The organism is Paraoerskovia marina DSM 21750 (assembly GCF_000701465.1).
Lineage (GTDB): Bacteria > Actinomycetota > Actinomycetes > Actinomycetales > Cellulomonadaceae > Paraoerskovia > Paraoerskovia marina.
On the sequence record NZ_JNIY01000005.1, the window covers coordinates 125,590 to 149,022 of the forward strand.

General features: G+C 71.7%; 22 protein-coding genes and 1 tRNA gene. 15 read left to right on the forward strand and 8 right to left on the reverse strand.

Translation table 11 applies throughout. The features are described 5' to 3' along the window. Positions 1–97 precede the first annotated feature (97 nt). From pgl to tkt, 5 genes are all read right to left on the reverse strand, one after another. Complete coding sequence (pgl, locus tag Q343_RS0109535; RefSeq protein WP_029253360.1) at positions 98–838, reverse strand: 6-phosphogluconolactonase; 741 nt, start codon at positions 836–838, stop codon at positions 98–100. Next, positions 838–1,752: a glucose-6-phosphate dehydrogenase assembly protein OpcA gene (gene opcA, locus Q343_RS0109540; RefSeq protein WP_029253361.1), complete on the reverse strand. Its 915-nt coding sequence runs from the start codon at positions 1,750–1,752 to the stop codon at positions 838–840. Before opcA ends, pgl begins: the two co-directional genes overlap by 1 nt. A 34-nt stretch (positions 1,753–1,786) precedes the next feature. Next, positions 1,787–3,328 carry a glucose-6-phosphate dehydrogenase gene (gene zwf / locus Q343_RS0109545; RefSeq protein ID WP_029253362.1) on the reverse strand — a complete coding sequence of 514 codons (1,542 nt, stop codon included), beginning with the start codon at positions 3,326–3,328 and terminating at the stop codon, positions 1,787–1,789. A gap of 49 nt (positions 3,329–3,377) precedes the next feature. Then, positions 3,378–4,502: a transaldolase gene (gene tal, locus Q343_RS0109550; protein ID WP_052367079.1), complete on the reverse strand. Its 1,125-nt coding sequence runs from the start codon at positions 4,500–4,502 to the stop codon at positions 3,378–3,380. Between the two features lie 74 nt (positions 4,503–4,576). Continuing rightward, positions 4,577–6,688 (reverse strand): transketolase, encoded by a 2,112-nt coding sequence (gene tkt / locus Q343_RS0109555; protein WP_029253364.1) that lies wholly within the window; start codon positions 6,686–6,688, stop codon positions 4,577–4,579. Between the two features lie 378 nt (positions 6,689–7,066). On the opposite strand from tkt, the gene Q343_RS0109560 reads away from it, so the two are divergent. The 13 genes from Q343_RS0109560 (at position 7,067) to Q343_RS0109620 (ending at position 18,594) form a co-directional block, all read left to right on the forward strand. Next, on the forward strand, positions 7,067–7,969 hold the full coding sequence (locus Q343_RS0109560) for a heme o synthase (RefSeq protein WP_029253365.1): 903 nt from the start codon (positions 7,067–7,069) through the stop codon (positions 7,967–7,969). Positions 7,970–7,972: 3 nt separating this feature from the next. Beyond that, positions 7,973–8,914, forward strand: coding sequence for a site-specific tyrosine recombinase XerD (gene xerD, locus Q343_RS0109565; RefSeq protein ID WP_029253366.1), 942 nt, complete (start codon positions 7,973–7,975; stop codon positions 8,912–8,914). Between the two features lie 62 nt (positions 8,915–8,976). Then, on the forward strand, positions 8,977–10,632 hold the full coding sequence (locus tag Q343_RS0109570; RefSeq protein ID WP_248616804.1) for a GMC family oxidoreductase: 1,656 nt from the start codon (positions 8,977–8,979) through the stop codon (positions 10,630–10,632). A gap of 135 nt (positions 10,633–10,767) precedes the next feature. Continuing rightward, on the forward strand, positions 10,768–11,583 hold the full coding sequence (locus Q343_RS0109575; protein WP_081829769.1) for a ParA family protein: 816 nt from the start codon (positions 10,768–10,770) through the stop codon (positions 11,581–11,583). 1 nt (position 11,584) lies between these two features. Then, the gene (locus Q343_RS0109580) at positions 11,585–12,433 is read left to right on the forward strand and encodes a segregation and condensation protein A (RefSeq protein ID WP_029253369.1); all 849 of its coding nucleotides are present in this window, start codon (positions 11,585–11,587) and stop codon (positions 12,431–12,433) included. Further along, the gene (gene scpB / locus Q343_RS0109585; protein ID WP_052367081.1) at positions 12,430–13,110 is read left to right on the forward strand and encodes an SMC-Scp complex subunit ScpB; all 681 of its coding nucleotides are present in this window, start codon (positions 12,430–12,432) and stop codon (positions 13,108–13,110) included. The genes Q343_RS0109580 and scpB overlap by 4 nt, the downstream gene beginning before the upstream one ends. Continuing rightward, on the forward strand, positions 13,110–13,919 hold the full coding sequence (locus tag Q343_RS0109590; RefSeq protein ID WP_081829754.1) for a pseudouridine synthase: 810 nt from the start codon (positions 13,110–13,112) through the stop codon (positions 13,917–13,919). The genes scpB and Q343_RS0109590 overlap by 1 nt, the downstream gene beginning before the upstream one ends. Positions 13,920–13,929: 10 nt before the next feature. Then, on the forward strand, positions 13,930–14,292 hold the full coding sequence (aroH, locus tag Q343_RS0109595) for a chorismate mutase (RefSeq protein WP_029253372.1): 363 nt from the start codon (positions 13,930–13,932) through the stop codon (positions 14,290–14,292). Positions 14,293–14,337: 45 nt separating this feature from the next. Then, positions 14,338–15,057, forward strand: coding sequence for a (d)CMP kinase (gene cmk, locus Q343_RS0109600; protein WP_029253373.1), 720 nt, complete (start codon positions 14,338–14,340; stop codon positions 15,055–15,057). Next, the gene (locus Q343_RS0109605) at positions 15,054–15,710 is read left to right on the forward strand and encodes a lysophospholipid acyltransferase family protein (RefSeq protein WP_029253374.1); all 657 of its coding nucleotides are present in this window, start codon (positions 15,054–15,056) and stop codon (positions 15,708–15,710) included. Before cmk ends, Q343_RS0109605 begins: the two co-directional genes overlap by 4 nt. A gap of 67 nt (positions 15,711–15,777) precedes the next feature. Continuing rightward, positions 15,778–17,301 (forward strand): ribosome biogenesis GTPase Der, encoded by a 1,524-nt coding sequence (der, locus tag Q343_RS0109610; RefSeq protein WP_029253375.1) that lies wholly within the window; start codon positions 15,778–15,780, stop codon positions 17,299–17,301. A 95-nt stretch (positions 17,302–17,396) separates the two neighbouring features. Then, positions 17,397–17,470: transfer RNA gene (locus tag Q343_RS0109615), tRNA-Pro, on the forward strand. Positions 17,471–17,592: 122 nt separating this feature from the next. Next, positions 17,593–18,594 (forward strand): DUF2804 domain-containing protein, encoded by a 1,002-nt coding sequence (locus Q343_RS0109620; protein ID WP_029253376.1) that lies wholly within the window; start codon positions 17,593–17,595, stop codon positions 18,592–18,594. A gap of 33 nt (positions 18,595–18,627) precedes the next feature. On the opposite strand, the gene Q343_RS0109625 is transcribed toward Q343_RS0109620, so the two are convergent. The 3 genes from Q343_RS0109625 to Q343_RS0109635 all read right to left on the reverse strand — a co-directional run bounded on the left by Q343_RS0109625 (position 18,628) and on the right by Q343_RS0109635 (position 21,695). Then, positions 18,628–19,074: a ScoMcrA-related endonuclease gene (locus Q343_RS0109625; RefSeq protein WP_029253377.1), complete on the reverse strand. Its 447-nt coding sequence runs from the start codon at positions 19,072–19,074 to the stop codon at positions 18,628–18,630. Positions 19,075–19,141: 67 nt separating this feature from the next. Further along, a complete protein-coding gene (locus tag Q343_RS0109630) occupies positions 19,142–20,395 on the reverse strand; it encodes an arginine deiminase (RefSeq protein WP_029253378.1) in 1,254 nt (417 codons plus the stop codon). Positions 20,396–20,429: 34 nt separating this feature from the next. Beyond that, positions 20,430–21,695, reverse strand: a complete 1,266-nt coding sequence (locus Q343_RS0109635; protein WP_211248993.1) for an MFS transporter — start codon at positions 21,693–21,695, stop codon at positions 20,430–20,432. Positions 21,696–21,765: 70 nt separating this feature from the next. On the opposite strand from Q343_RS0109635, the gene Q343_RS0109640 reads away from it, so the two are divergent. Together Q343_RS0109640 and Q343_RS0109645 are read left to right on the forward strand one after the other, a co-directional pair. Then, positions 21,766–22,731, forward strand: a complete 966-nt coding sequence (locus Q343_RS0109640) for an ArsR/SmtB family transcription factor (protein ID WP_043109946.1) — start codon at positions 21,766–21,768, stop codon at positions 22,729–22,731. A 40-nt stretch (positions 22,732–22,771) separates the two neighbouring features. Continuing rightward, entirely contained in the window at positions 22,772–23,269 is a 498-nt protein-coding gene (locus Q343_RS0109645; protein ID WP_029253381.1) for a GNAT family N-acetyltransferase, read from the forward strand. The last annotated feature ends 164 nt before the right edge of the window (positions 23,270–23,433 follow it).

The window sequence follows — 23,433 nt, forward strand, 5'->3', positions numbered from 1 at the left end:
TCCAGCGATGCCTGACGCGAGAAGGGCCCGCCCCCCATCGGGCGGGCCCTTCTCACGTCGTCGGACGTCGTTGCGACGTGACGTCGTCGACGTCCTGCTACGCCGAACCCGCCGCAGCCGCGTCGAGCAGCCAGAGAGTGCGCTCGGTGCCGTAGGCACCTGACGCGGGAGCCACGGTCACGTCGTCGCCACGCAGGGACGACGCGACGGCGTCAGCCTTCTCCGCGCCGGCTGCGACGACCCAGACCTGCCGCGCCGAGCGGATCGTGGCGTAGGTGAGGGTGACGCGCTCCGACGGCGGCTTGGGCGACCCGTGCACCGGCGCGGTGACACCGCTCGCGCTCAGCTCGGGGTGCCCCGGGAACAGCGAGGCGACGTGGGCGTCGGGCCCCATGCCGAGAAGAAGGACGTCGAACTCGGGGACGGACGAACCGTCGGGGGCATGGGCAGCGAGCTCGTCGGCATACAGTGCGGCCGACGTCTCCGGGTCCGGGACGGAGCTCGACCGGGCCGGGATCGGGTGGATGTTCTCCGCCGGGACCGGCAGGACGCGCAGCAGGGCGTCGCGCGCCTGGGTCTCGTTGCGGTCGCCGTCGCCGTCGGCGAGAAACCGCTCGTCCCCCCACCAGAGGTGAACCCCGGTCCAGTCGACCGCCTCGCGGACAGGATCCTGCGCAACCTCTGCGAGCGTACGGATCCCGACCGTCCCGCCGGTGAGGCAGAGGTCGACACGAGGCGCGGTCGACTGGCGGTCGAGAACCGCCGTCAGGAGGCGGGCCGCGGTGGCCTTGGCGAGGAGGGCAGCATCCGGGTGGACGACGACGGATCGGGTGGACATCAGCCGACCGCCGACAGTCCGTGCGTGAGGACCTCGCCGAAGACGTCGTCCGGGTCGAGGCGCCGGAGCTCCTCGCTCAGGCACTCACGACGTCGGCGCAGGGGGAGGGCGAGGTGCCGGGCAGGCTTCCCCGGCTGCTCGATGGTCGCGTTGCGGCCGTCCGGGCGCTTGATCACGACCGAGCCGGACTCGCGGAACAGCTCGACGTGGCTGATGCCGTGCGAGCCCTCGAGGCGTTCGACCGTGGCGGGGCAGCCCAGTCGCAGGCCGAGCCAGGCGGCGAGAAGGTCGACGGACGGGTGTCCGGGACGTCCCGTCACCGACACCCTGGTGACCGGCTCGTACGGCGGCTCGTCGAGCGCCGAGGCGAGCAGGCCGCGCCAGAGCGTGATCCTGGTCCAGGCCAGGTCGGTGTCGCCGGGCTGATAGTTGGCGCGCAGTCGCTCGAGCGCCGCGAGGGGGTCCGAGCAGCTCACCGCATCGGTGATCCGTCGGTGCGCCATTCGGCCGACCAGGTCCTCGGCGGGGGACTCGGGTACCGTCCCCGACCACCACGCGACGATCGGGGCGTCGGGGAGCAGGAGGGGCATGACGAGCGTGTCCGGGTGCTCGCGCAGCGCACCGCTGGTGCGAAGGACGACGACCTCGCTCGCCCCGGCGTCGCCGCCGACGCGGATCTCGGCATCGAGGCGGGCGTCGGCCTCGGGTGCGCTGTCCACGACGGCGACGATGCGGCACGGGTGCTCGCGGCTCGCCTCGTTCGCGGCGTCCACCGCGCCCTCGAGATCGTGCTCGGAGGTCTGGATGACGAGAGTCAGGACGCGACCGAGCGCCACCGCTCCGCCCTCGTCGCGGAGGTCGACGAGACGCTTGGACACGGCCGTCGTCGTGGTGTCGGGAAGATCGATGATCATGAGAGCTGCTCCTCGAGGTGCCTACGGCGGACGGTCACGGACGGCGCCACACGCGACCGTCGCGTGCGAGCATCTCGTTGGCTGAGTCGGGTCCCCAGGTGCCGGACCGGTACGGGTCGGGCGTGCCGCTCTCGGCCCAGGCCTCGGTGACGGGGTCCAGGATCCGCCACGAGAGCTCGACCTCCTCGTGGCTGGGGAAGAGCGGCGGGTCTCCGAGGAGGACGTCGAGGATGAGGCGTTCGTACGCCTCGGGCGACGACTCGGTGAACGCGTGGCCGTACCCGAAGTCCATCGTGACGTCCCGGATCTCCATGAGCGTGCCCGGAACCTTCGCGCCGAACCGGATGGTGACGCCCTCGTCGGGCTGGACGCGGATGACGAGCGCGTTCTGTCCGAGCTCGGACGACACGGAGGACTCGAACGGCAGGTGCGGGGCGCTCTTGAACACCACGGCGATCTCGGTGACCCGTCGGCCGAGACGCTTGCCGGTGCGGAGGTAGAACGGCACCCCGGCCCAGCGGCGGTTGTCGATGTCGACCCGGATGGCGGCGTAGGTCTCGGTCGCCGAGGACTGGTCGATCCCGTCCTCGTCGAGGTATCCCACGACCTCCGACCCGCCCTGCCAGCCCGCGGCGTACTGGCCACGGGAGGTGTGGAGCGCGAGGTCCTCGGGGAGGCGGACGGCGTTGAGCACCTTGATCTTCTCGGTGCGGAGCTCGTCGGCGTCGAAGGAGACCGGCTCCTCCATCGCGGTCAGGGCGAGAAGCTGCAGCAGGTGGTTCTGGATGACGTCCCGCGCGGCGCCGATGCCGTCGTAGTACCCGGCGCGGCTCCCGATCCCGATGTCCTCGGCCATCGTGATCTGGACGTGGTCGACGTAGTGCGAGTTCCAGATCGGCTCGTAGAGCTGGTTGGCGAAGCGCAGTGCCAGCAGGTTCTGGACCGTCTCCTTGCCGAGGTAGTGGTCGATCCGGAAGACGTCCTCGGGCGCGAAGACCTCCGAGACGACGTCGTTGAGCTCGCGCGCGCTGGCGAGGTCGTGGCCGAACGGCTTCTCGATGACCACCCGGCGCCACGATCCGTCCGACGCACGGGAGAGACCGGACTGCGCGAGCTGGGTGCAGACGACGGGGAAGGCCGACGGCGGGACAGAGAGGTAGAAGGCGTGGTTCCCGCTGGTTCCCTGGTCGGCGTCGAGCTGTTCGAGCGTCTCCCTCAGGCGTGTGAACGCGTCGGGGTCGTCGAACTCGCCCTGCACGAACCGGATGCCCGAGGCGAGCTGTTCCCACGTGGACTCGTCGAACGGTGTACGGGCGTGCTCGACCACCGCGTCGCGGACCACCTCCGCGAAGTCCTCGTCCGACCAGGGGCGACGGCCGAACCCTGTCAGCGCGAAGCCCGGCGGCAGGAGACCACGATTGGCGAGGTCGTAGACCGCCGGCATCAGCTTCTTGCGGGCAAGGTCCCCGGTGACGCCGAAGATGACGAGCCCGCACGGGCCGGCGATGCGCGGCAGGCGAAGATCACGGGAGTCGCGCAGAGGGTTCGTGCTGGCGGTGATGGTGGCCGGTGGCACCGGTGGTCTCCGATCAGGTGGGGCGGGCGGGTGCGGGTGAGGACGAAGGCTAGCGGTTGGTCTCGAGCCCCGCGCGGACCGTCTCAAGGAGCTCGGACCAGGAGGTCTCGAACTTCTCGACGCCCTCCGACTCGAGCCGGTCGGTGACGTCGGAGAGCGAGACGCCGACGTCCGAGAGCTCGGCGAGCACGGTCCGTGCGTCACCGTAGAGGGTCGTGACGGTGTCCCCGGACACCTGACCGTGGTCGGCGAAGGCGTCGAGCGTCTTCTCGGGCATCGTGTTCACGACACCCCGGGTGACGAGCTGGTCCACGTAGAGCGTGTCGGGGTAGTTCGGGTCCTTGACCCCGGTCGAGGCCCACAGCGGCCGCTGGGGGTTGGCGCCGGTGCCGGCGAGGTCCTGCCAGCGGTCGCTCGCGGAGAACTGCTCGTACGCCGCGAACGCCAGTCGAGCGTTCGCGATCGCCGACCGGCCCTGCAGCTCGATGGCCTCGGGTGTGCCGACGGCCGTCAGGAGCGGGTCGATCGCGGCGTCGACGCGCGAGACGAAGAACGACGCGACCGAGGCGACGGGGGAGAGGTTGATCCCGTTCGCCCGCGCCGCCTCGAGACCGGACGCGTAGGCGTCCATCACGGCCACGTACCGCTCGAGGGAGAAGATCAGGGTCACGTTGACGCTGATGCCCTCCGCGGTCACACGCTCGATGGCGTCCAGGCCTTCGACGGTGGCGGGGATCTTGATGAAGATGTTCGGCCTGTCGACCGTCGACCACAGGCGCCGGGCAGTCTCGACGGTCGCGTCGGCGTCGTGGGCGAGCCGGGGGTCGACCTCGATGGACACGCGTCCGTCGATGCCGCCGGTCGCGTCGTACACGGGGCGCAGCACGTCGGCAGCACTGCGGACGTCGTCCGTGGTGATCTTCTCGACCGCCGTCTCGACGTCGGTGCCCGCGAGGTCGCCCAGCTGGGCGTCGTACGCGTCGCCCTCCGAGAGCGCGCCGGCGAAGATGGTCGGGTTCGTGGTCACGCCGACGACGTTGTGCTCCGCCACGAGGCGGGCGAGACTGCCCGAGCGCAGGCGCTCGCGCGACAGGTCGTCGAGCCAGACGGCGACCCCGGCGTCGCTCAGGGCCTGGGTCCGCGGGTTCTGGGTGGTCGAGTCGTTCTGCGTCATCTCGCGCGCTCCTTCGAATAGGTGTGCCCGGTGGCGAGGTGAACCCGCCTCGCCACCGGGCAATCTACGGTCCGTCAGGCGTTGTCGCCCGCGCGGGCGACGGACGTGCGGGCGGCCTCGGCGACCGCCTCGGCGGTGAAGCCGAACTCGCGGAAGAGCGTGGCGGCGTCGGCGGACGCGCCGTAGTGCTCGAGCGAGACGATCTGGCCCGCGTCGCCGACGATCTCACGCCAGCCCTGGGCCACCCCGGCCTCGACCGAGACCCGCGCCCGGACCCCGCCCGGGATCACGGAGTCGCGGTAGTCGGCGTCCTGCTGGTCGAACCACTCGCGGCACGGCATGGAGACGACGCGCGCGTTGACTCCCTCGCCCGCGAGGATCTCGCGTGCCTCGACGGCCAGCTGGACCTCGGAGCCGGTGCCGATCAGCACGACGTCGGGGGTCCCCTCGCTGTCCGCGAGGACGTACCCGCCGCGTGCGACGCCGGAGGCGTCCGCCATGCCCTCGGGGCCACGGTCGAACGTCGGCACGCCCTGGCGGGTCAGGACGAGCCCGGCCGGGTTGTCGGTGTTCTCGAGGATGGTGCGCCACGCCCACGCGGTCTCGTTCGCGTCGGCAGGACGCACGACGTCGAGGCCCGGGATGGCGCGCAGCGCGGCCAGGTGCTCCACGGGCTGGTGCGTGGGGCCGTCCTCGCCCAGACCGATCGAGTCGTGGGTCCAGACGAACGTCGACGGGACGCCCATCAGCGCCGCGAGCCGGACGGCCGCACGCATGTAGTCCGAGAACTGCAGGAACGTCCCTCCGTACGGACGCGTGAGCCCGTGCAGGACGATGCCGTTGAGGATCGAACCCATCGCGTGCTCACGGATGCCGAAGTGCAGCGTGCGCCCGTACTCGTTGCCCGGGAACTTCGCCGTGGCGTGCTCGATCGGGACGAACGACTCGGCCCCGTCCATGGTCGTGTTGTTCGACCCCGCGAGGTCGGCCGAACCGCCCCAGAGCTCGGGGAGGACGTCGGCGAGCGCCGAGAGGATCTTGCCGGAGGCGGCACGCGTGGCGATGCCCTTGCCGGGCTCGAACTCCGGCAGCGCGTCCGTCCAGCCCTCGGGCAGCGTGTGCGAGCGCAGGCGGTCGAGGAGCGCGGCGTTCTCGGGGGAGGCCTCGCGCCAGGCGGCGTACGCCGTGTCCCATGCGTCGCGCTCGTCCTGCTGGCGCTCGGCGACGGCGCGGGTGTAGGCGAGGACGTCGTCCGCGATCGCGAACGAGGCCTCGGGGTCGAGCCCGAGCGCCGTCTTCATGCCGGCGACCTCGTCGGCGCCCATGGCCGAGCCGTGGATCCCGCCGGTGTTCTGCTTGGTCGGTGCCGGGTACCCGATGATCGTGCGCAGGGCGATGATCGAGGGCTTGCCGGTCTCGGACTTCGCGGCGTCCACCGCGGCGGCCAGCCCCTGGACGTCCTCGGAGTAGCCCGTGCCGCCGTTGGTCCAGTCCACGCGCTGGGTGTGCCAGCCGTACGCCTCGTAGCGCGCGAGCACGTCCTCGGTGAACGCGATGTCGGTGTCGTCCTCGATCGAGATCTTGTTGTCGTCCCAGATGACGACGAGGTTGCCCAGCTGCTGGTGACCTGCGATCGACGAGGCCTCGGAGGTGACGCCCTCCTGCAGGTCGCCGTCGGAGGCGATGACGTAGACGTGGTGGTCGAACGGGCTCGTGCCTGCCGCCGCGTGAGGGTCGAGCAGCCCGCGCTCGCGGCGGGAGGCCATGGCCATGCCGACGGCGGACGCGAGACCCTGCCCGAGAGGGCCGGTCGTGATCTCGACGCCTCGCGTGTGCCGGAACTCGGGGTGACCGGGTGTCGCGGAGTTCCAGGTCCGCAGCGCGGCAATGTCGTCCATCTCGAGGCCGTAGCCCGCGAGGAAGAGCTGGAGGTAGATCGTCAGCGACGAGTGCCCGGCCGAGAGGACGAAGCGGTCGCGGCCCACCCAGTCGGGGTCGGCCGGGTCGTGCCGCATGGTCTTCTGGAAGAGCAGGTAGGCCGCAGGGGCCAGGGAGATCGCGGTACCGGGGTGCCCGTTACCCACCTTCTCCACGGCGTCGGCTGCGAGTGCCTTGATGCTGCGCACGGCCTGGTCGTCGAGCGTTGACCAGTCCAGCGGCGTGATTGCCGGGTCGAACGTGTTCACCGAACCTCTTTCCCGTCCGACGCAGTGTGGTCGGACCGTCTGCCTGAGCGGGGGGACGACCGCGTTCGCCCGAGCCTTCGGGGCAGGGTGAACCGGCGTCGTCGTCCCCACCACCCTATACGCGCTGGTCCTGGGAGGACCGGTCGCCCGTGGAGTGGACCGTGGTGCGGAGTGCGGACGTATCGGCGTCGACCGGACCACCCGGCCGTGCACGGGCGAGGTGGATCACACGATCCGTCGCCGTCGGAGGGGTGCTTTGCTGTGCATGGGCCGTACGATGGGGGTTCCGACCGCTTCCACCCAGAACGGACCGATCACCGCGTGACGACCACGAGCCAGCCCTCAGGTGAAACCCGCACCTCCGACGGGGCCCGCGATCTGTCGTCCGACTGGGCGGTCGTCCGTCGTCGGATCGGGGCGTACGTCGCACTGACGAAGCCCCGCATCATCGAGCTTCTCCTCGTGACCACGGTCCCGACGATGATCCTCGCCGCGGACGGCTTCCCCGGTTTCGGGCTCGTGCTGATCACGCTGGTCGGCGGGGCGCTCGCGGCCGGCTCGGCGAACGCGTTCAACTGCTACATCGACCGTGACATCGACGGCGTGATGAACCGCACCAAGCGTCGCCCGCTCGTGACCGGCGAGATCACGCCGAGAGCCGGCCTGGTCTTCGCCACCGTGCTCGGCGTGATCTCCCTGCTCTGGTTCCAGCTCTTCGTCAACTCGGCCGCCGCCTGGCTGACGTTCGCCGCGATCGCGATCTACGTCGTCGGCTACACCATGATCCTCAAGCGCCGCACGTCGCAGAACATCGTGTGGGGCGGGATCGCCGGGTGCATGCCGGTGTTCATCGGCTGGGCCGCGGTGACGGGGGGACTGAGCTGGTCGGCGCTCGCGCTGTTCGGCGTGATCTTCTTCTGGACGCCACCGCACTACTGGCCGCTGTCGGTGAAGTTCAAGCAGGACTACGCGAACGCCGGCGTCCCGATGCTCCCGGTCGTGGCGGACTCCAAGCGTGTCGCTCGGGAGATGCTGGCGCACACCGTGGCGATGATCGCCTGCTCCCTCGCCCTCGTTCCGCTCGCCGGGATGACCTGGGTCTACGCGGTGGTCGCCGCCGGGCTCGGGGCCTGGTTCCTCGGCCTGTGCATCCGCCTGCTGCGACGGGCCAACGACCCGAGCCGGGGCAAGCTGGAGCCGATGAAGGTCTTCCACGCGTCGATCACCTACCTCTCCGCGTTGTTCGCGATGGTGGCGGTCGACGTCTTCCTGCCGTTCTGACCGGTGGGCGCCGACGGCGGGACGGCCTCTGCGCTGGAGCAGGCGCTGTCCACGTATCTCGCGCACCTGCGGGTCGAGCGCGGACTGTCGGCGAACACGCTGGCGGCCTACCGGCGCGACCTCGAGAGGTATCTCGCGCACCTGGTCGCGTCGGGTCGACGCCGTGCCGAGGACGTCACGGCCGAGGATCTCTCGGCCTTCGTGACGAACCTGCGCACGGGCGACGACGGCGGCCGGCCGTTGTCACCGGCGTCGACGGCCCGATCGGTCGCCGCGGTCCGCGGGTTCCACCGTTTCTGCTCCGCCGAGGACGGGACCCCGGACCCCGCCGTGGATCTGCGTGGTCCGAGCCAGGCGCGTCGCCTCCCGAAGGCGATCTCGACGTCGGAGGTCGAGCGGCTTCTCGACGCGTCCTCGATCGGTGACGGCGCGGTGCCCCTGCGCGACCGCGCGTTGCTCGAGCTGCTCTACTCCACGGGGGCCCGGATCTCGGAGGCCGTGAACCTGTCGGTCGACGACGTCGACCTCGAGGTGGGCGCGGTTCGACTGCTCGGCAAGGGCAGCAAGGAGCGCGTCGTCCCGGTGGGTTCCTTCGCCCGGCGCGCCATGGACGCCTACCTCGTCCGCGCGCGGCCCGAGCTCGCCGCACGTGGACGGGGAACGCCGCGGATCTTCCTGAACACGAGGGGAGCGCCGCTGAGCCGGCAGAGCGCCTGGGCCGTGCTGCGGGTCGCCGCCGAGCGGGCCGGCCTGCCGCACGAGATCTCGCCGCACACGCTGAGGCACTCGTTCGCGACGCACCTCCTGGCGGGCGGCGCCGACGTGCGGGTGGTCCAGGAGCTCCTCGGCCACGCCTCCGTCACGACGACCCAGATCTACACGCTCGTCACGCCGGACACGCTCCGCGAGGTCTATGCGTCGGCGCACCCACGCGCGCACGACTAGCGTCGATCGACGGACGGCGCGCCGTGGTGGTCCAAGCCGGAGACGTCGGTCACACTGCTGGCATGTTCACAGGAGAACAGATGCCGCTTCGCAGCAAGCCCCGGTCCCTCGCCGCCCGGCCGCACGACTACGTCGTCGTGGGGGCTGGATCAGCCGGGTCGGCCCTCGCCGCCCGGCTCACGGCCGATCCGTCCGTCACGGTCTTGCTCCTCGAGGCAGGGCCCCGCGACACGAAGCGGGAGATCGGTGTCCCGGCGGCCTTCTCCAAGCTCTTCCGCTCCGACGTCGACTGGAACTACGACACCGAGCCGCAGGACCGGCTCGGTGGTCGACGCGTGTACTGGCCGCGAGGGCGTGTGCTCGGAGGAAGCTCGTCCATCAACGCGATGATGTGGGTGCGTGGATTCTCGGAGGACTACGACGACTGGGGTGTCGCGGCCGGACGTGGCTGGTCGTGGGAGAGTCTCTCGCCGTACTTCCGCCGGGTGGAGGGGGTCGCGCCCGAGGTGCTGCACGACGACGCGGACCTCGCCGGTCGGCAGGGGCCCGTGCGGATCGAGGCGCAGCGCAGTCCCAGCGCCCACACCGCGGCGTTCCTCCGCGGCGCGGCTGACGCCGGACATCCCGTCGTCGTCGGCAACGCGGCGGATCAGCGAGGGTTCAGCCAGACGCAGGTCACCCAGCACCGCGGAGCCCGGTTCAGTGCCGCCGACGCCTACCTGAAGCCTGCCGCGCGCAGGCCCAACCTGACGGTGGTGACCGACGCGCAGGCGACGCGGGTCGTCGTCGAGAACGGCCGCGCCGTCGGTGTCGAGTACGCGCACCGGGGCCGGACCGAGGTGGCGCGTGCCCGTCGCGAGGTCGCCCTCTGCGGGGGAGCGGTCAACACGCCACAGCTCCTGCTGCTCTCCGGGATCGGTGACCGCGCCGAGCTGGAGGCGCACGAGATCCCCGTGGTCGCCCACAGCCCGGAGGTCGGGAAGAACCTGCGCGACCACCTCCTGTCGGGAATGGCCGTCGAGGCGACGGAAGGAACCCTCTTCGACGCGGAGACACCCGCTCAGCTGCTGCGGTACCTCGCGCGCCGGCAGGGCATGCTCACCTCCAACGTCGCCGAGGCCTACGGGTTCATCCGCTCGCACGACGGTCTCGCCCTGCCGGACGTCGAGCTGATCTTCGCCCCGGTCGCCTTCGTCAAGGAGGGCCTCGTCGCCCCCGCAGGTCACGCGCTCACGCTCGGGGCGATCCTCCTGAAGCCCGAGAGCGTGGGGACCGTCTCGCTGCGCAGCGCGAACCCGTTCGACAAGCCCGCCATCGACCCGCGGTACCTCAGCGACCCCGACGGGCGCGACCGGGCGGCGCTCCTCGCCGGACTGGCCGAGTGCGAGAGGCTGCTCGCGGCGCCGGCGCTGCGGGAACGGACGACCGGCGTGTACGTGCAGCCCGTCGGCGGCGAGATGCTGACCGCGGCCGAGCGCGCCGAGGCGACACTCGTGGACAACGCCCAGACGCTCTACCACCCGGTGGGTACCGCGCGCATGGGGACCGACGGCACGTCCGTCGTCGACGAGGAGCTCAGGGTCCGCGGCGTGCACGGGCTCCGCGTCGCAGACGCCTCGGTCATGCCCACCATCATCCGCGGGCACACGAACGCCCCGTCGATCGTGATCGGGGAGAAGGCGGCCGACCTGCTCAGAGGAATTCGGCATGCGGAATGATCGACGGCACGCCGACCGCCACCCGTGGCGACCCGAGACTGCCGGTGTAGCGTGACGAGCGTGAGCAGCCCGAGTGAGACCACGACGCCCGCGGTCGACACGCCGACCGTCCCCACCGACGCGGCCGGGCGCGAGATGCCCGACTTCGCGGTCCCGGCACCGCTCGCGAGCCACGGCCCTGCCCGCATCATCGCCATGTGCAACCAGAAGGGCGGCGTCGGCAAGACGACGACGACCATCAACCTCGCGGCGGCGCTCGCGGAGTACGGCCGCAAGGTCCTCATCGTCGACTTCGACCCCCAGGGCGCGGCGTCGGTCGGACTGGGCGTGAACCCGCACGATCTCGACCACACCGTCTACAACCTGCTGATGGAGCGAGGGACGAGTGCCGCCGACGTGCTCGTGCGCACGGGCGTCGAAGGACTCGACCTGATCCCCGCCAACATCGACCTCTCGGCGGCCGAGGTCCAGCTCGTCGGCGAGGTCGCCCGTGAGACCGTCCTGTCCCGGGCGCTGCGCGACGTGGAGAACGACTACGACGTCATCCTCATCGACTGCCAGCCGTCGCTCGGCCTGCTCACGGTCAACGCCCTGACCGCGGCGCACGGCGTCGTCATCCCGCTCGAGTGCGAGTTCTTCGCGCTGCGCGGGGTAGCCCTGCTCGTGGAGACGATCGACAAGGTGCGCGACCGACTGAACCCGCGTCTGGAGATCGACGGCATCCTCGCGACGATGTACGACGCACGGACGTTGCACTCGCGCGAGGTCGTCGCCCGGGTCTACGAAGCCTTCGGCGACCGGCTCCTGTACACGATCATCGGGCGGACCGTGAAGTTCCCCGACGCCTCCGTGGCGGCCGAGCCGATCACCGCCTACGCCCCCGACCACCCGGGCGCCGACTCCTACCGTCGGCTCGCGCGCGAGCTCGTCTCGCGCGGCGACGCCGCCTGAGGTGGCGAGCACGACCGCCGTCGAGTCGCCGCCGACCGACGGCGGGTTCGAGGTCCACCTCGACAACTTCGAGGGCCCCTTCGACCTGTTGCTGTCCCTGATCGCCAAGCACCGTCTCGACATCACCGAGATCGCCCTCGCCAGGGTCACCGACGAGTTCATCGCGCACACGCGGGCCGCGGAGTCGACGGGCCGGTGGACGCTCGGCGCCGTCAGCGAGTTCCTCCTCGTGGCGGCGACGCTGCTCGACCTCAAGGCGGCACGCCTCCTGCCCACGGGCGACGTGGAGGACCGAGAGGACCTCGAGCTGCTCGAGGCACGGGACCTGCTGTTCGCCCGGCTCCTGCAGTACCGCGCGTACAAGGTCGTCGCGGGCGACCTCGGTGCGCGTTACGCGGAGGCGAGCCTCCGGTACCCGCGGGTCGTGCCGCTCGAGCCGCACCTGGCGGCGCTGCTGCCCGAGCTGGTGTGGCGCACGGGCCCCGAGCGGCTCGCCGAGATCGCGGCCGCGGCGCTCGCGCCGCCGCCGGAACCTCCGACGGTCGACGTCGCGCACCTGCACGGGTCGGCGGTCTCCGTCCGGGAGCAGGCCGGGCTCGTCGCGGACCGGCTCCGTGAGGCAGGAGCGCTGACGTTCCGGTCGCTCGTCGCCGGCGAGGACACGCCCGTGGTGGTCGCGCGCTTCCTTGCGCTGCTGGAGCTGTTCCGCCAGGGTGCGGTGGGGTTCGACCAGGTCACCCCGCTCGGGGAGCTGACCGTCCGCTGGGCGGCGGACTCGGCCGATGTCGAGGTGACGGACGAGTTCGACACGACGGCCGACGTCGGGCCGGCGACGACGGAGGAGAGATGACGGTGGAGCAGACGGACGACGTGACGGACGACTCGTCGGAGACCCGCACGCCGGTCGTCGACCGTCCCGGCGGACTCCGCGCGGCGGTCGAGGCGGTCCTCATGGTGGTCGACGAGCCGATCAGCGCGGTGCGTCTCGCCTCGGTCCTGCAGGTGCCCGAGATCGAGGTCGAACGGACCCTGCACGAGCTCGCGGCGCAGTATCGCGGCGAGGAAGGCTCGCGTCCGTCGGGGTTCGAGGTCCGCGCCGCGGGCGGAGGGTGGCGCGTCTACTCCTCGCCGGTGTTCGCCGATGTCGTCGGCGCCTTCGTCGTCGACGGTCAGACGGCTAGGCTCACCCAGGCGGCGCTCGAGACCGTCGCCGTCGTCGCGTACCGACAGCCGGTGACGCGGGGGCAGGTCTCCGCGGTCCGTGGTGTGAACGTGGACGCCGTCATGCGTACCCTGTCTACACGAGGTCTCGTCGCCGAGGTCGGTCAGGATCCAGCGACCGGCGCCGTCCTGTACGGGACGACGAGCTACTTCTTGGAGCGGATGGGCCTTGCGAGCCTGGACGACCTGCCCCCCATCGCCCCGCACCTGCCCGACGTCGACGACCTCGACGGCGTGGACGGCCTGACCGCCGTCCCACGTGCACCACGCGCCCTCGCGGCGTCCGACGACACGAAGGACCTTTGATGAGCCCCCAGCCACCCCGCCGCCCGACCCGCGCCCAGCGCAGCCAGGCGCGGTCGCGCACGCCCCAGCGTGACGTCCACGACCCGGACGGCGTGCGCCTGCAGAAGATCCTCGCAGGAGCGGGCCTCGGATCGCGCCGTGCCTGCGAGCAGCTCATCTCCGACGGTCGTGTCCTCGTCGACGGTGTCCCCGCGATGGAGCTCGGCGTCCGGGTGGACCCCGCAACCGCCGTGATCCACGTCGACGGCATGCGGGTCCAGCTCGACCAGAGCGCCGTGACGATCGCGCTCAACAAGCCGCTCGGTGTCATCTCGACGATGGACGACCCGGAGGGGCGACCCTCGCTGGCGGAGTTCGTCAAGGACCGCACCGAGCGCCTGTACCACGTCGGCCGTCTCGACGCCGAGACCGAGGGTCTCCTCCTGCTGACGAACGACGGCGAGCTGGCCAACCGTCTCGCCCACCCCAAGTACGAGATCGCGAAGACGTATCTTGCCACCGTCCAGGGGCGCGTCAAGGGCGGGCTCGCGAACACGCTGCAGCACGGCGTCGAGCTCGAGGACGGCGTCGTCAAGGTCGACGCGTACAAGGTCGTCGACACGACGCCGCAGCAGAGCCTGGTCGAGGTCGTCATCCACGAGGGGCGCAACCGCGTCGTGCGCCGGATGTTCGACGAGGTCGGCCACCCCGTCACCTCCCTGGTGCGCACCCGGGTCGGTCCCGTGCGCCTGGGCAACCTTCGTCCGGGGGCGACGCGCGTGCTCGGCAAGACGGAGCTCGGCACGCTGATGTCCGAGGTCGGGCTGTGAGCGCCGCCGCATGAGCGTGCGCGCGATCCGCGGCGCGGTCCAGCTCGACGTCGACGACCGCGAGCACATGGCCGCACGGACCACCGAGCTCGTCGACGAGGTCCTGCGTGCCAACGACCTCGGGGTCGAGGACCTGATCTCGGTGTTCTTCACGGCGACGCCGGACCTGGTCTCCGACTTCCCGGCGGCGGCGGCACGCGCTGCCGGGCTGGGGGACGTCCCGCTGATGTGTGCGGTCGAGATCGCCGTCCCCGGCTCATTGCCGCGCGTCGTCCGTCTTCTTGCGCACGTGGAGACCGACGTGCCGCGGGCCGACGTCCGTCACGTGTACCTGCGCGGAGCCGCGCTGCTGCGTCGCGACCTCGCGCAGTAGTCTTCCTCTCGAACATCCACCGCCTGTCACCGACCTGGAGTCACCGTGCCCGAAACGCCCACCCGTCCCCTCGTCGTCGCCGTCGACGGTCCCTCCGGATCGGGCAAGTCCAGCGTCTCGCGTGCCGTGGCGTCCAGGCTCGGGCTCGCCTACCTCGACACGGGCGCGATGTACCGTGCCGCCACGTGGTGGTGCCTCGACCAGGGCGTCGCTCTCGTGGACGGTGACGCCGTGGCCGGTGCCGTCCGTGCGATGCCGCTCGTGATGGGCGTCGACCCGACGGCGCCTGGCGTGCACGTCGGGGGGACCGACGTCGCCGAGCCGATCCGGACGACGGAGATCTCTGCAGCGGTCTCCGCCGTCGCGACGAACCTCGAGGTCCGCGACGAGCTGCGCCGGCTGCAGCGTGCGGCGATCGACGCGGAGCGGTCCGACGGCGGGTTCTCGGGCGGTCGCGGCATCGTCGCCGAGGGGCGCGACATCACCACCGTCGTCGCGCCCGACGCGGACGCACGCCTCCTGCTGACCGCCTCCGAGGAGGCGCGGCTCGCCCGCCGCGCGCTCGAGATCCACGGACAGGCCGGTGTCGCCCAGGTCGAGGCCACGCGCGACCAGGTGCTGCGCCGCGACTCCGACGACGCCACCGTCTCCTCGTTCCACGTCGCCGCCGACGGCGTCGCGACCGTCGACTCCTCGGCGCTCAGCTTCGAGCAGACCGTCGACGCCGTGCTCGCCGTCATCGAGCAGGTCACCGCAGACAGGTGAGCGCACCCGCACCGTCCGGGCCCGCATGGTCCCGGTGGGTCGGGCGCGCGCTGGCCCGCGGGCTGTGGAACACCCGGATCGACGGGCGCTCCCACGTCCCCGCCCACGGACCCGTCATCGTCGCGGCCAACCACACCGGGATCGTCGACGGTCCGCTTCTGCTCGGCACCGCCCCCCGGCCCCTGCACATCCTGGTCAAGCAGGAGATGTTCCACGGCCCCGTCGGTGTCGTCCTGCGCGCCGCGGGCCAGATCCCCGTCGACCGTGAGTCCGGCCGCGCCGCCCTGCACAGCGCGCGGGAGGTGCTGGAGCGCGGGGACGCGGTCGGCATCTTCCCCGAGGGCAACCGCGGCAGCGGCACCGTCGAGTCGGGCCGCGCCGGCGTGGCGTGGCTCGCACTGCACACCGGCGCGCCGGTCGTGCCGTGCGCCGTCCTCGGCACACGACGCACCGGCGAGGGTCCCGGTCACGTCCCCGGCCCGCGTCGTCGCCTCCTCGTCTCGTTCGGCGCGCCGACGACCGTCGAACGCGCGCCCGGGACGAGCGGGCGCGCGGCCCTGCGCGACGCCAACGAACAGCTCCGGCGGGCGCTCGCGGAGCACGTGCGGGCCACGGTGTCCTCGAGCGGAACGGCGCTGCCGGAAGACCGGTAGGAGCGCCGTCGGACACATCTGACCACAAGTGTCGTGCGCACCCGTCGAAGCCTGGGAGAATGAGGGCATGACCAACCCCGACGACTCCGTCTCGCCTGCCCCCGAGAGCCCGATCGACGACGCCCCCGAGGGCGTCGACGCCTTCGAGCCCGACGTGGACGACGCCTCCCGTGAGCGTGCCCTGCGCGCCGGGCTCGAGGAGTACGAGCTCGCCGAGGAGGACCTGGCGCTGCTCGACTCCGACGGTGAGGACTTCGACGACGCGCCCGAGCAGGGCGCGCTGCCGGTCCTGGCGATCGTCGGACGCCCGAACGTCGGCAAGTCCACGCTCGTCAACCGAATCCTCGGACGCCGCGAGGCGGTCACCGAGGACAAGCCGGGTGTCACGCGCGACCGCGTGAGCTACCCGGGCGAGTGGGCCGGGCGCAACTTCACCCTCGTCGACACCGGCGGGTGGGAGGTCGACGTCGCGGGGATCGACGCGCGCGTCGCCGAGCAGGCCGAGGTGGCGATCTCGCTGTCGGACGCCGTCGTCTTCGTGGTCGACGCGACCGTCGGCATCACCGACACCGACGAGCGGGTCATGCGACTGCTGCGTCGTGCCGGCAAGCCCGTGGTGCTGTGCGCCAACAAGGTCGACGGTGCTTCCGGCGAGGCCGACGCCCTCGTGCTGTGGAACCTCGGCCTGGGGGAGCCGTACCCGGTCTCCTCCCTGCACGGACGCGGCGTCGGCGACCTGCTCGACGCCGCGATGAAGGTGCTCCCCGAGGTCTCCGAGCATGGCGCGCTGCGCCCGGACGGCCCGCGCCGCGTGGCCCTCGTCGGGCGCCCGAACGTCGGCAAGTCGTCGCTGCTCAACAAGCTGGCGGGCTCCGAGCGCGTCGTGGTCGACGAGATGGCCGGCACGACGCGCGACCCGGTCGACGAGCTGATCGTGCTCGGCGACCAGCCGTGGTGGTTCGTCGATACCGCGGGCATCCGCCGTCGCGTGCACCAGACACGTGGCGCCGACTTCTACGCCTCCCTGCGCACCCGTGCGGCGATCGAGAAGGCGGAGGTCGCCGTCGTGCTCCTCGACGCCGGAGAGCAGCTCACCGAGCAGGACACGCGCGTCATCTCCCAGGTCGTCGACGCAGGCCGTGCGCTGGTCATCGCCTACAACAAGTGGGACCTGATGGACGAGGACCGCCGCAAGTTCCTCGAGCGCGAGGTCGAGCGTGACCTCGTCCAGGTCCAGTGGGCGCCGCGGATCAACGTCTCCGCGCTGACCGGGTGGCACACCTCGCGCCTGGTGCCGGCGCTCGAGCGTGCGTTGAACTCCTGGGACCAGCGGATCCCGACGGGCCGGCTCAACGCCTTCCTCGGCGAGCTCGTCGCCGCACACCCGCACCCGCTGCGCGGGGGCAAGCAGTCGCGGATCCTCTTCGCGACGCAGGCGTCGACACGTCCGCCGCGGTTCGTCCTGTTCGCCACGGGATTCATCGAGGCCGGCTACCGCCGCTTCGTCGAGCGCCGCCTCCGCGAGGAGTTCGGCTTCGAGGGATCGCCCATCGAGATCTCCGTGCGCGTGCGCGAGAAGCGTCGGCGGTGACGACCGTCTCGGTGCCGGTGTGCTGCCCGGGGTCGAGAATGGGGTAGTATTTCCGTTGGCCCTGCGGGGCCAGGGGCTCGTCTCGACGGGTCCCTCGGGCTGTGGCGCAGCTTGGTAGCGCACTTGACTGGGGGTCAAGGGGTCGCAGGTTCAAATCCTGTCAGCCCGACAGATTGCCCCGGTGAGAGATCTTCTCTCGCCGGGGCTTTGTCGTGCCCACAGGAAGTCGTCGCTGCGTCCTGTGGTCGACGGCATCTCCGCGGTCCGTGCGGAGCCGTGCGAGGATGCCGCATGGTCGAACGCGAGCTCACGCAGACGGTTCCTCTCACCTTGCCGAACGGTCGGCTCAACCGCGAGGCGGTGGGCTGGGCGCGGACCGCGTCGGTGACGACGGAGGGGATCGGCGGCCTCCGCTCCTGGGGCCGGAACAAGCGGTGGGAGTACTGGAACGTCGTCACGCCGCGGTTCATCCTCGCGGCGACGGTCTCCTCGCTCGACTACGCCGGCGTCCACGAGGTCTGGGTCTTCGACCGGCACTCGAAGACGAGCGTGGCCGCGAGCACGACGGCGATTCTCGCCGCCGGCACGGAGCTTCCGGGCTCGCTCGGGAAGGGCCCCGTGCGGGCGTGGTCACGCGCCCTCGCCATCGCGGTCGACGAGGTGGACGGTGGAACGCGGATCCGGGCGAGGATCGAGGGCGCCTCGTTCGACGTCGTCGCCGCGAGGCCGTCGGGGCACGGGGCCCTGGGCGTCGTCGTCCCGTGGAGCGACCGCCGGTTCCAGTACACGGTCAAGGATGTCGCGCGGCCGGCGACCGGGACCGTGACGGTCGGGGACGAGACGCAGGAGCTGACGCCAGGCGAGTCGTGGGCCGTGCTCGACCACGGCCGTGGCCGATGGCCGTACGACATGCGCTGGAACTGGGGTGCGGGGTCGGGTGTCTGCGACGGTCGACGCATCGGGCTCCAGGTCGGAGGACGGTGGACCGTCGGCACGGGCTCGACCGAGAACGCGGTGTTCGTCGACGGTCGTCTGCACAAGATCGGCGAGGAGCTCACCTGGGACTACGACCCGGCCGACTACCTGGCACCCTGGCGCGTCCACGGCGCGGGGCTCGACGCCACGCTCGTCCCGGAGCACGACAAGGTCTCGCGGACCAACCTCGGGCTGCTCTCCTCGCGGACCGACCAGTGCTTCGGCACATGGTCGGGGACGTTCGAGACGGGCTCGGGGGAGCGGATCGACTTCACGGGGCTCGTCGGGTGGGCCGAGGACGTGCACAACCGCTGGTGACGAGCGTCGGTCCTCCGGCCGCGTAGGCCTGCGTCAGTCGCAGTCGTCGCACCGACCCGTGGCCGGCAGAGCGACGGAGCACGTGGGGCACATCCGCAGCACGGGCTCGGGCACGGCGGACCGGCGTGGCGTGGTGGTCCGGGGCGCAGTCCGCGTGCGGGGGGCCTTGGGAGCCTTCGGCGGCACGACCGGGGCCGCGCCGATGGGCTCGAGCACCTCGAAGCCGCGCTTGCGCAGGATCGTCACGGCACCGGCGATGCCTCCGGAGAACTCCTCCGGGGTGGCGGCGCGTCCCGTGGCGTAGCGGTGTGCGACGCCGAGGATCGCCTTGGAGTCGTACTCCTGGTCCTCGTGGACGATCGGGTAGCCGCGGGTGGGTTCAAAGCCGTAGAGACCGAGGAAGTTCGTCCTCCCACGGTCGTCGAACTCGGCGATCGCCTGGAGGATGTGCGTACGGGTCACTGCGGAGAACGTTGCCACCCACCCAGCCTAGACCTCGCCCGAAGCGTGCCGGACCGTCGCGGGCGTGAGGATCGCCATCCCCGCATCAGACCTCGACGGCGTCGCGCTCGAGCGGGCACGTCATGCAGTGGCCCCCGCCGCGCCCACGACCGAGCTCGGCGCCGACGATCTCGACCACCTCGATGCCGGCGTTGCGCAACAGCTTGTTGGTGGTGGTGTTGCGGTCGTACGCGACGACGACGCCCGGCTCGAGCGCGACCACGTTGTTGCCCGAGTCCCACTGCTGCCGCTCCGTGGCGTAGACGTTGCCGCCGGTGTCGACGGTGCGGAGCTCGGACAGCCCGAGCGCGGTGCGGACCACCTCGAGGAACGGGCGGTCCTCGACGGTGATCTCGAACCCCGGCGCGACATCTGACGGGCGCAGCGTGAACGCCTGGATGCCGTGCACGATCTCGGGGTAGATGGTGACGCAGTCACGGTCGGCGAAGGTGAAGACGGTGTCCAGGTGCATCGCGGCGCGCAGCTTGGGCATGGCCGCGACCACGACCTGCTCGGCCGCCCCGGCGGCGAAGAGCCGCGCGGCGACCTGGGTGATGGCGTGCCGGGAGGACCGCTCTCCCATCCCGATGATCACGACCCCGTTGCCCGGGACCATCACGTCACCGCCCTCGAGCGAGGCCATGCCGGCGTCCTCCTCCGGGTCGCCCCACCAGACGGTCGAGCCGGTGAACCGGGGGTGGTGGTCGTAGATCGCCTTCATCAGCAGCGTCTCGTCGTGTCGGGCGGGCCAGTACAGCGGGTTGAGCGTGACCCCGCCGTAGATCCAGCAGGTGGTGTCGCGTGTGTACAGGGTGTTGGGCAGGGGAGGCATCAGGTACTCGCCAGGGCCGAGGGACTCGCGGGCGAGGGTGATCTCCTGCGGTCGTGCGTCGGCGGGCAGGTCCGTCGTCGCGAGGCCGCCGAGGAGGAACCGCGCGAGGTGCGCGTCGTCGATCTCGTCCAGGAATGCACGGGTGGGCTCGACGAGGCCGAGGCCGACCTCGTTGGCGGTGATCTTGCGGTCGAGGAGCCAGGACCGGGCGTCCGGCACGGCGAGCGTCTCGGCGAGCACCTCGTGCAGCTCCAGGACCTCGATGCCCCGACCCCGCATCTGATCCATGAAGTCGGCGTGGTCCTGACGTGCCCGCTCGACCCAGAGCACGTCGTCGAACAGCATGTCGTCGCAGTTGGACGGCGTGAGCCGGCTGTGCGCAAGGCCTGGCGCACAGGTCAGGACGGTGCGCAGGGTCCCCACCTCCGAGCTCACGGCGAAGCGGTTCGGTCGGGTGGTCTGGTCCATGGTGGTGGTCCCTTCGCGCACGGTCGGTGGGTGACTACCCTCTCACCGTGGACGCTTCGGCGGGATCAGGCATGCGGGCCACTGCGGCGGCGGCCGCCCCGGCGAGCAGGAACACCGCGGCCAGGGCGAGCCAGCCCGGTGTCCCGTACCGGACGGGGAGCAGCGTCACGACGACCGGGGCAGCCATCGTCGCGAGCGCGATCCCCGTCTGGCTCAGACCTTGGTACTCGCCCGCCCGGCGTGGGTCCGCCAGCTCGAAGGCCATGCCCCACGCTCCTGCCTCGGCGAGGGTCTCGGCGAGCGAGTGGGCGACGGCGGCGACGACCAGCAGGGCGCAGGCGACGAGGACGTTCCCGTACCCCGCGGCCGCGTACAGGACGCACGCGGCGGCAAGCAGGACGCTGCCCCGGCGGACGGACCGGCCGGCGCGGCGGACGTCGTGGGTGCCGCGGGAGGCCCGTACCTGAAGCATCGCGACCAGGACGGTGTTGACCACGAGCAGGCCTGAGACGATCACGGGCGGGGCGGCGGTCGAGGCGACCCAGAGCGGGATGCCGACCGTGAGGACGCCGAACTGGACGGCGATGACGGAGTTTGCGGCCACGCTGGCCACGTACCGGCGGTCGCGCAACGGGTGGACGCCGGGGTCGTCCCACGTCCCGCACGTCCCGGTCTCGTCGTGCCCGGCTCGCCGCCGGCCGACCATCTGCTCCGCGAGGGCAGGCACCCGGCGCGGCAGGCGGTACACCGGGACGACGGCGAGCAGCAGCAGGACGGCGACGACCACCATCGCGGTCCGGTAGGCGGCAGCGGTGTCGACGGCGAGGGCGGTGGCGGCGAGCAGTGTGCCGAGCCCGATGAAGACGTTCATCACGACCCGCAGGCGTGCGCGGACCTCGACGCGGTCCGGTCCGGTGAACCAGCGGGCGATCAGGGCCTGACGGGCGGTGCCGTGGACGCCGCGTGCCCCGACGGCGACCACGGCTGCGGCGACGAACGTCCACGGGCCGGTGGCGAGGGTGTAGGCCCCCAGTGCCGCACCCTGGACGGCGACGCCCCACCACTGCAGGCGGTGCGCCCCGAGGCGGTCGGCCCATCTTCCGGCGAGGAAGGATCCCAGGACCCCCGCGCCACCGGCGATGCCGAGTCCAAGACCGACCGTGGTGGCCGAGAGCCCGACCACCCGTGTGAAGTAGAGAACGGAGACGGCGTAGAACACGCCGTTGGAGGCGGCCAGGGCCATCGTGGAGAACGTCAGGGCACGGGCGACGGGCTCGCGGGGCAGCAGGGTCTTGATCACGGGACCAAGTAGGCCCCGGTTCCTCGTCGTTCCCAACAGATGTAGCACTATGCTTCATCACGTGGGGCGAATGGAGTACGTGCTGGACGGCATGGACCTTGCCGACGTGCGCTTCGCGATCTCGCCGATCAACGAGCTGACGCTGTCGCTGCGCACCTGGCGCGACCCGGGCCGGTACCCGGACCACCTTCCGTGGTTGCGAGCGACCCAGTCGGCTCGCGAGTCCCTCGACGGCGACGTCTTGCGGGCGCTGGTCGACGATCGGCTCTGGACGCCGGACTACCTCAGCCCGCGTCCCCGGGGACCGTTGACGCGGATCGACGACGAGCTCGACACGATCGCGGCCACGCCCGACGACGTACTGCTCGCGGACCTCGCACGACTCCACCCCGAGGGGCGACCGCCCGCGCTGCGCGGCCCGGCCTCCGTCGTCAGGCAGCGCGTCCTGGACGCGCTCACGGGGTACTGGGAGGCGTGCTTCGTCCCGCACTGGCCCCGGATGCGTGCGGTGCTCCAGGCGGACGTCGTCCACCGTGGCGCGCTGATCTCGCGTCACGGGGTCGGTCGGATGTTCTCCGGGCTGAGCGAGCGCGTCACGTACGACGGAGGTGTCGTGACCGTTCGCCTGACGTCGCACGCCATGCTGCAGCGGGCGGCCACCACCGGGGTGGGCCTCACGCTCGTCCCGACCCTCTTCACCCGGGGTGCCTCCTGCCCGATCTCCGCGGAGGAACCCCCGACGATCATGTACGGCGCGCGCGGGATCGGCACGCTGTGGCACACCTCGCCCCGGGACGCGCCCCCGGCGCTCGCGGGCATCCTCGGCCAGGTGCGGGCGGGACTGCTGACCGCGCTCGACGAGCCGGCGTCCTCGACCGAGCTGGCGCTGCGGGCCGAGGTGAGCACGAGCGCGGTCAACCAGCACCTGCGCGTCCTGCGCGCAGCGGGCCTGCTCACCTCTGCGCGATCCGGACGCTCTGTGCTGTACCTGCGGTCCGAGCTGGGGGAGCGGGTGGTCGACGCCTGCGGCCCCTGAGGTCGGAGGGGGCTGTCGGCGCCGGGTAGTCTCCCGGGCCATGAGCGAGCACGCGGAGAGTGCCACGACGGTCGTCGACGTGGACGCGGGGACCGAGCACGTCGACGCGGTGGTCGCGGTGATGCACGCCGCGTTCGCGGAGTACTCCGACCGTGGTGAGCCGTCCGGTGCGCTGCTCGAGACGCCCGGGTCGCTCCGCGAGGAGATGGAGGGCGGGGTCCGAGTCGCGCTGGTCCGGCTCGACGGCGAGGTCGTCGCAACGGTCAAGCACCGGCCGTCGGGCGACGGGACCCTGACCTTCGGTCGGCTCGCGATCCTGCCCGGGGCCCGTGGACGTGGCCTGGCGTCCGCACTGCTCGAGGCGTTGCGCACGACAGCCCGCGACACCGGTCTGAGCGGACTGTCGTGCAGCGTCCGGGCGGCCGAGCCCCGGAACGTCGCCATCTACGAGCACCTCGGGATGGCCGTCGTCGGCCGGGGCGCGCAGCGAAGCCTGACGGGTGCCGTCATTCCGGTCGTCCTGATGCGGGACCCGTAGCCGGGCGGCCTGCGCGTGCGGCGGCGCGATCGATCCCTGGTCCGGAACGGCCCGGCCCGTGTCCACGGGTCGACCCGGGTGTCGGAATTGTCGCGCCCATAGGTTAGGTTAGGTGTGCCATACCTAATCAGCCCGCGCGTGCGGGTCTGCCCGCACGGAAGAAG

Coding starts and splice junctions, on each gene's coding strand:
- tal (WP_052367079.1), bottom strand. CDS start 4,502: ATGACGCAGAACGACTCGACCACCCAGAACCCGCGGACCCAGGCCCTG.
- pgl (WP_029253360.1), bottom strand. CDS start 838: ATGTCCACCCGATCCGTCGTCGTCCACCCGGATGCTGCCCTCCTCGCC.
- Q343_RS0109570 (WP_248616804.1), top strand. CDS start 8,977: ATGTTCACAGGAGAACAGATGCCGCTTCGCAGCAAGCCCCGGTCCCTC.
- aroH (WP_029253372.1), top strand. CDS start 13,930: ATGAGCGTGCGCGCGATCCGCGGCGCGGTCCAGCTCGACGTCGACGAC.
- opcA (WP_029253361.1), bottom strand. CDS start 1,752: ATGATCATCGATCTTCCCGACACCACGACGACGGCCGTGTCCAAGCGT.
- Q343_RS0109620 (WP_029253376.1), top strand. CDS start 17,593: ATGGTCGAACGCGAGCTCACGCAGACGGTTCCTCTCACCTTGCCGAAC.
- Q343_RS0109640 (WP_043109946.1), top strand. CDS start 21,766: ATGGAGTACGTGCTGGACGGCATGGACCTTGCCGACGTGCGCTTCGCG.
- Q343_RS0109590 (WP_081829754.1), top strand. CDS start 13,110: ATGAGCCCCCAGCCACCCCGCCGCCCGACCCGCGCCCAGCGCAGCCAG.
- Q343_RS0109645 (WP_029253381.1), top strand. CDS start 22,772: ATGAGCGAGCACGCGGAGAGTGCCACGACGGTCGTCGACGTGGACGCG.
- scpB (WP_052367081.1), top strand. CDS start 12,430: ATGACGGTGGAGCAGACGGACGACGTGACGGACGACTCGTCGGAGACC.
- der (WP_029253375.1), top strand. CDS start 15,778: ATGACCAACCCCGACGACTCCGTCTCGCCTGCCCCCGAGAGCCCGATC.
- Q343_RS0109630 (WP_029253378.1), bottom strand. CDS start 20,395: ATGGACCAGACCACCCGACCGAACCGCTTCGCCGTGAGCTCGGAGGTG.
- Q343_RS0109575 (WP_081829769.1), top strand. CDS start 10,768: ATGCCCGACTTCGCGGTCCCGGCACCGCTCGCGAGCCACGGCCCTGCC.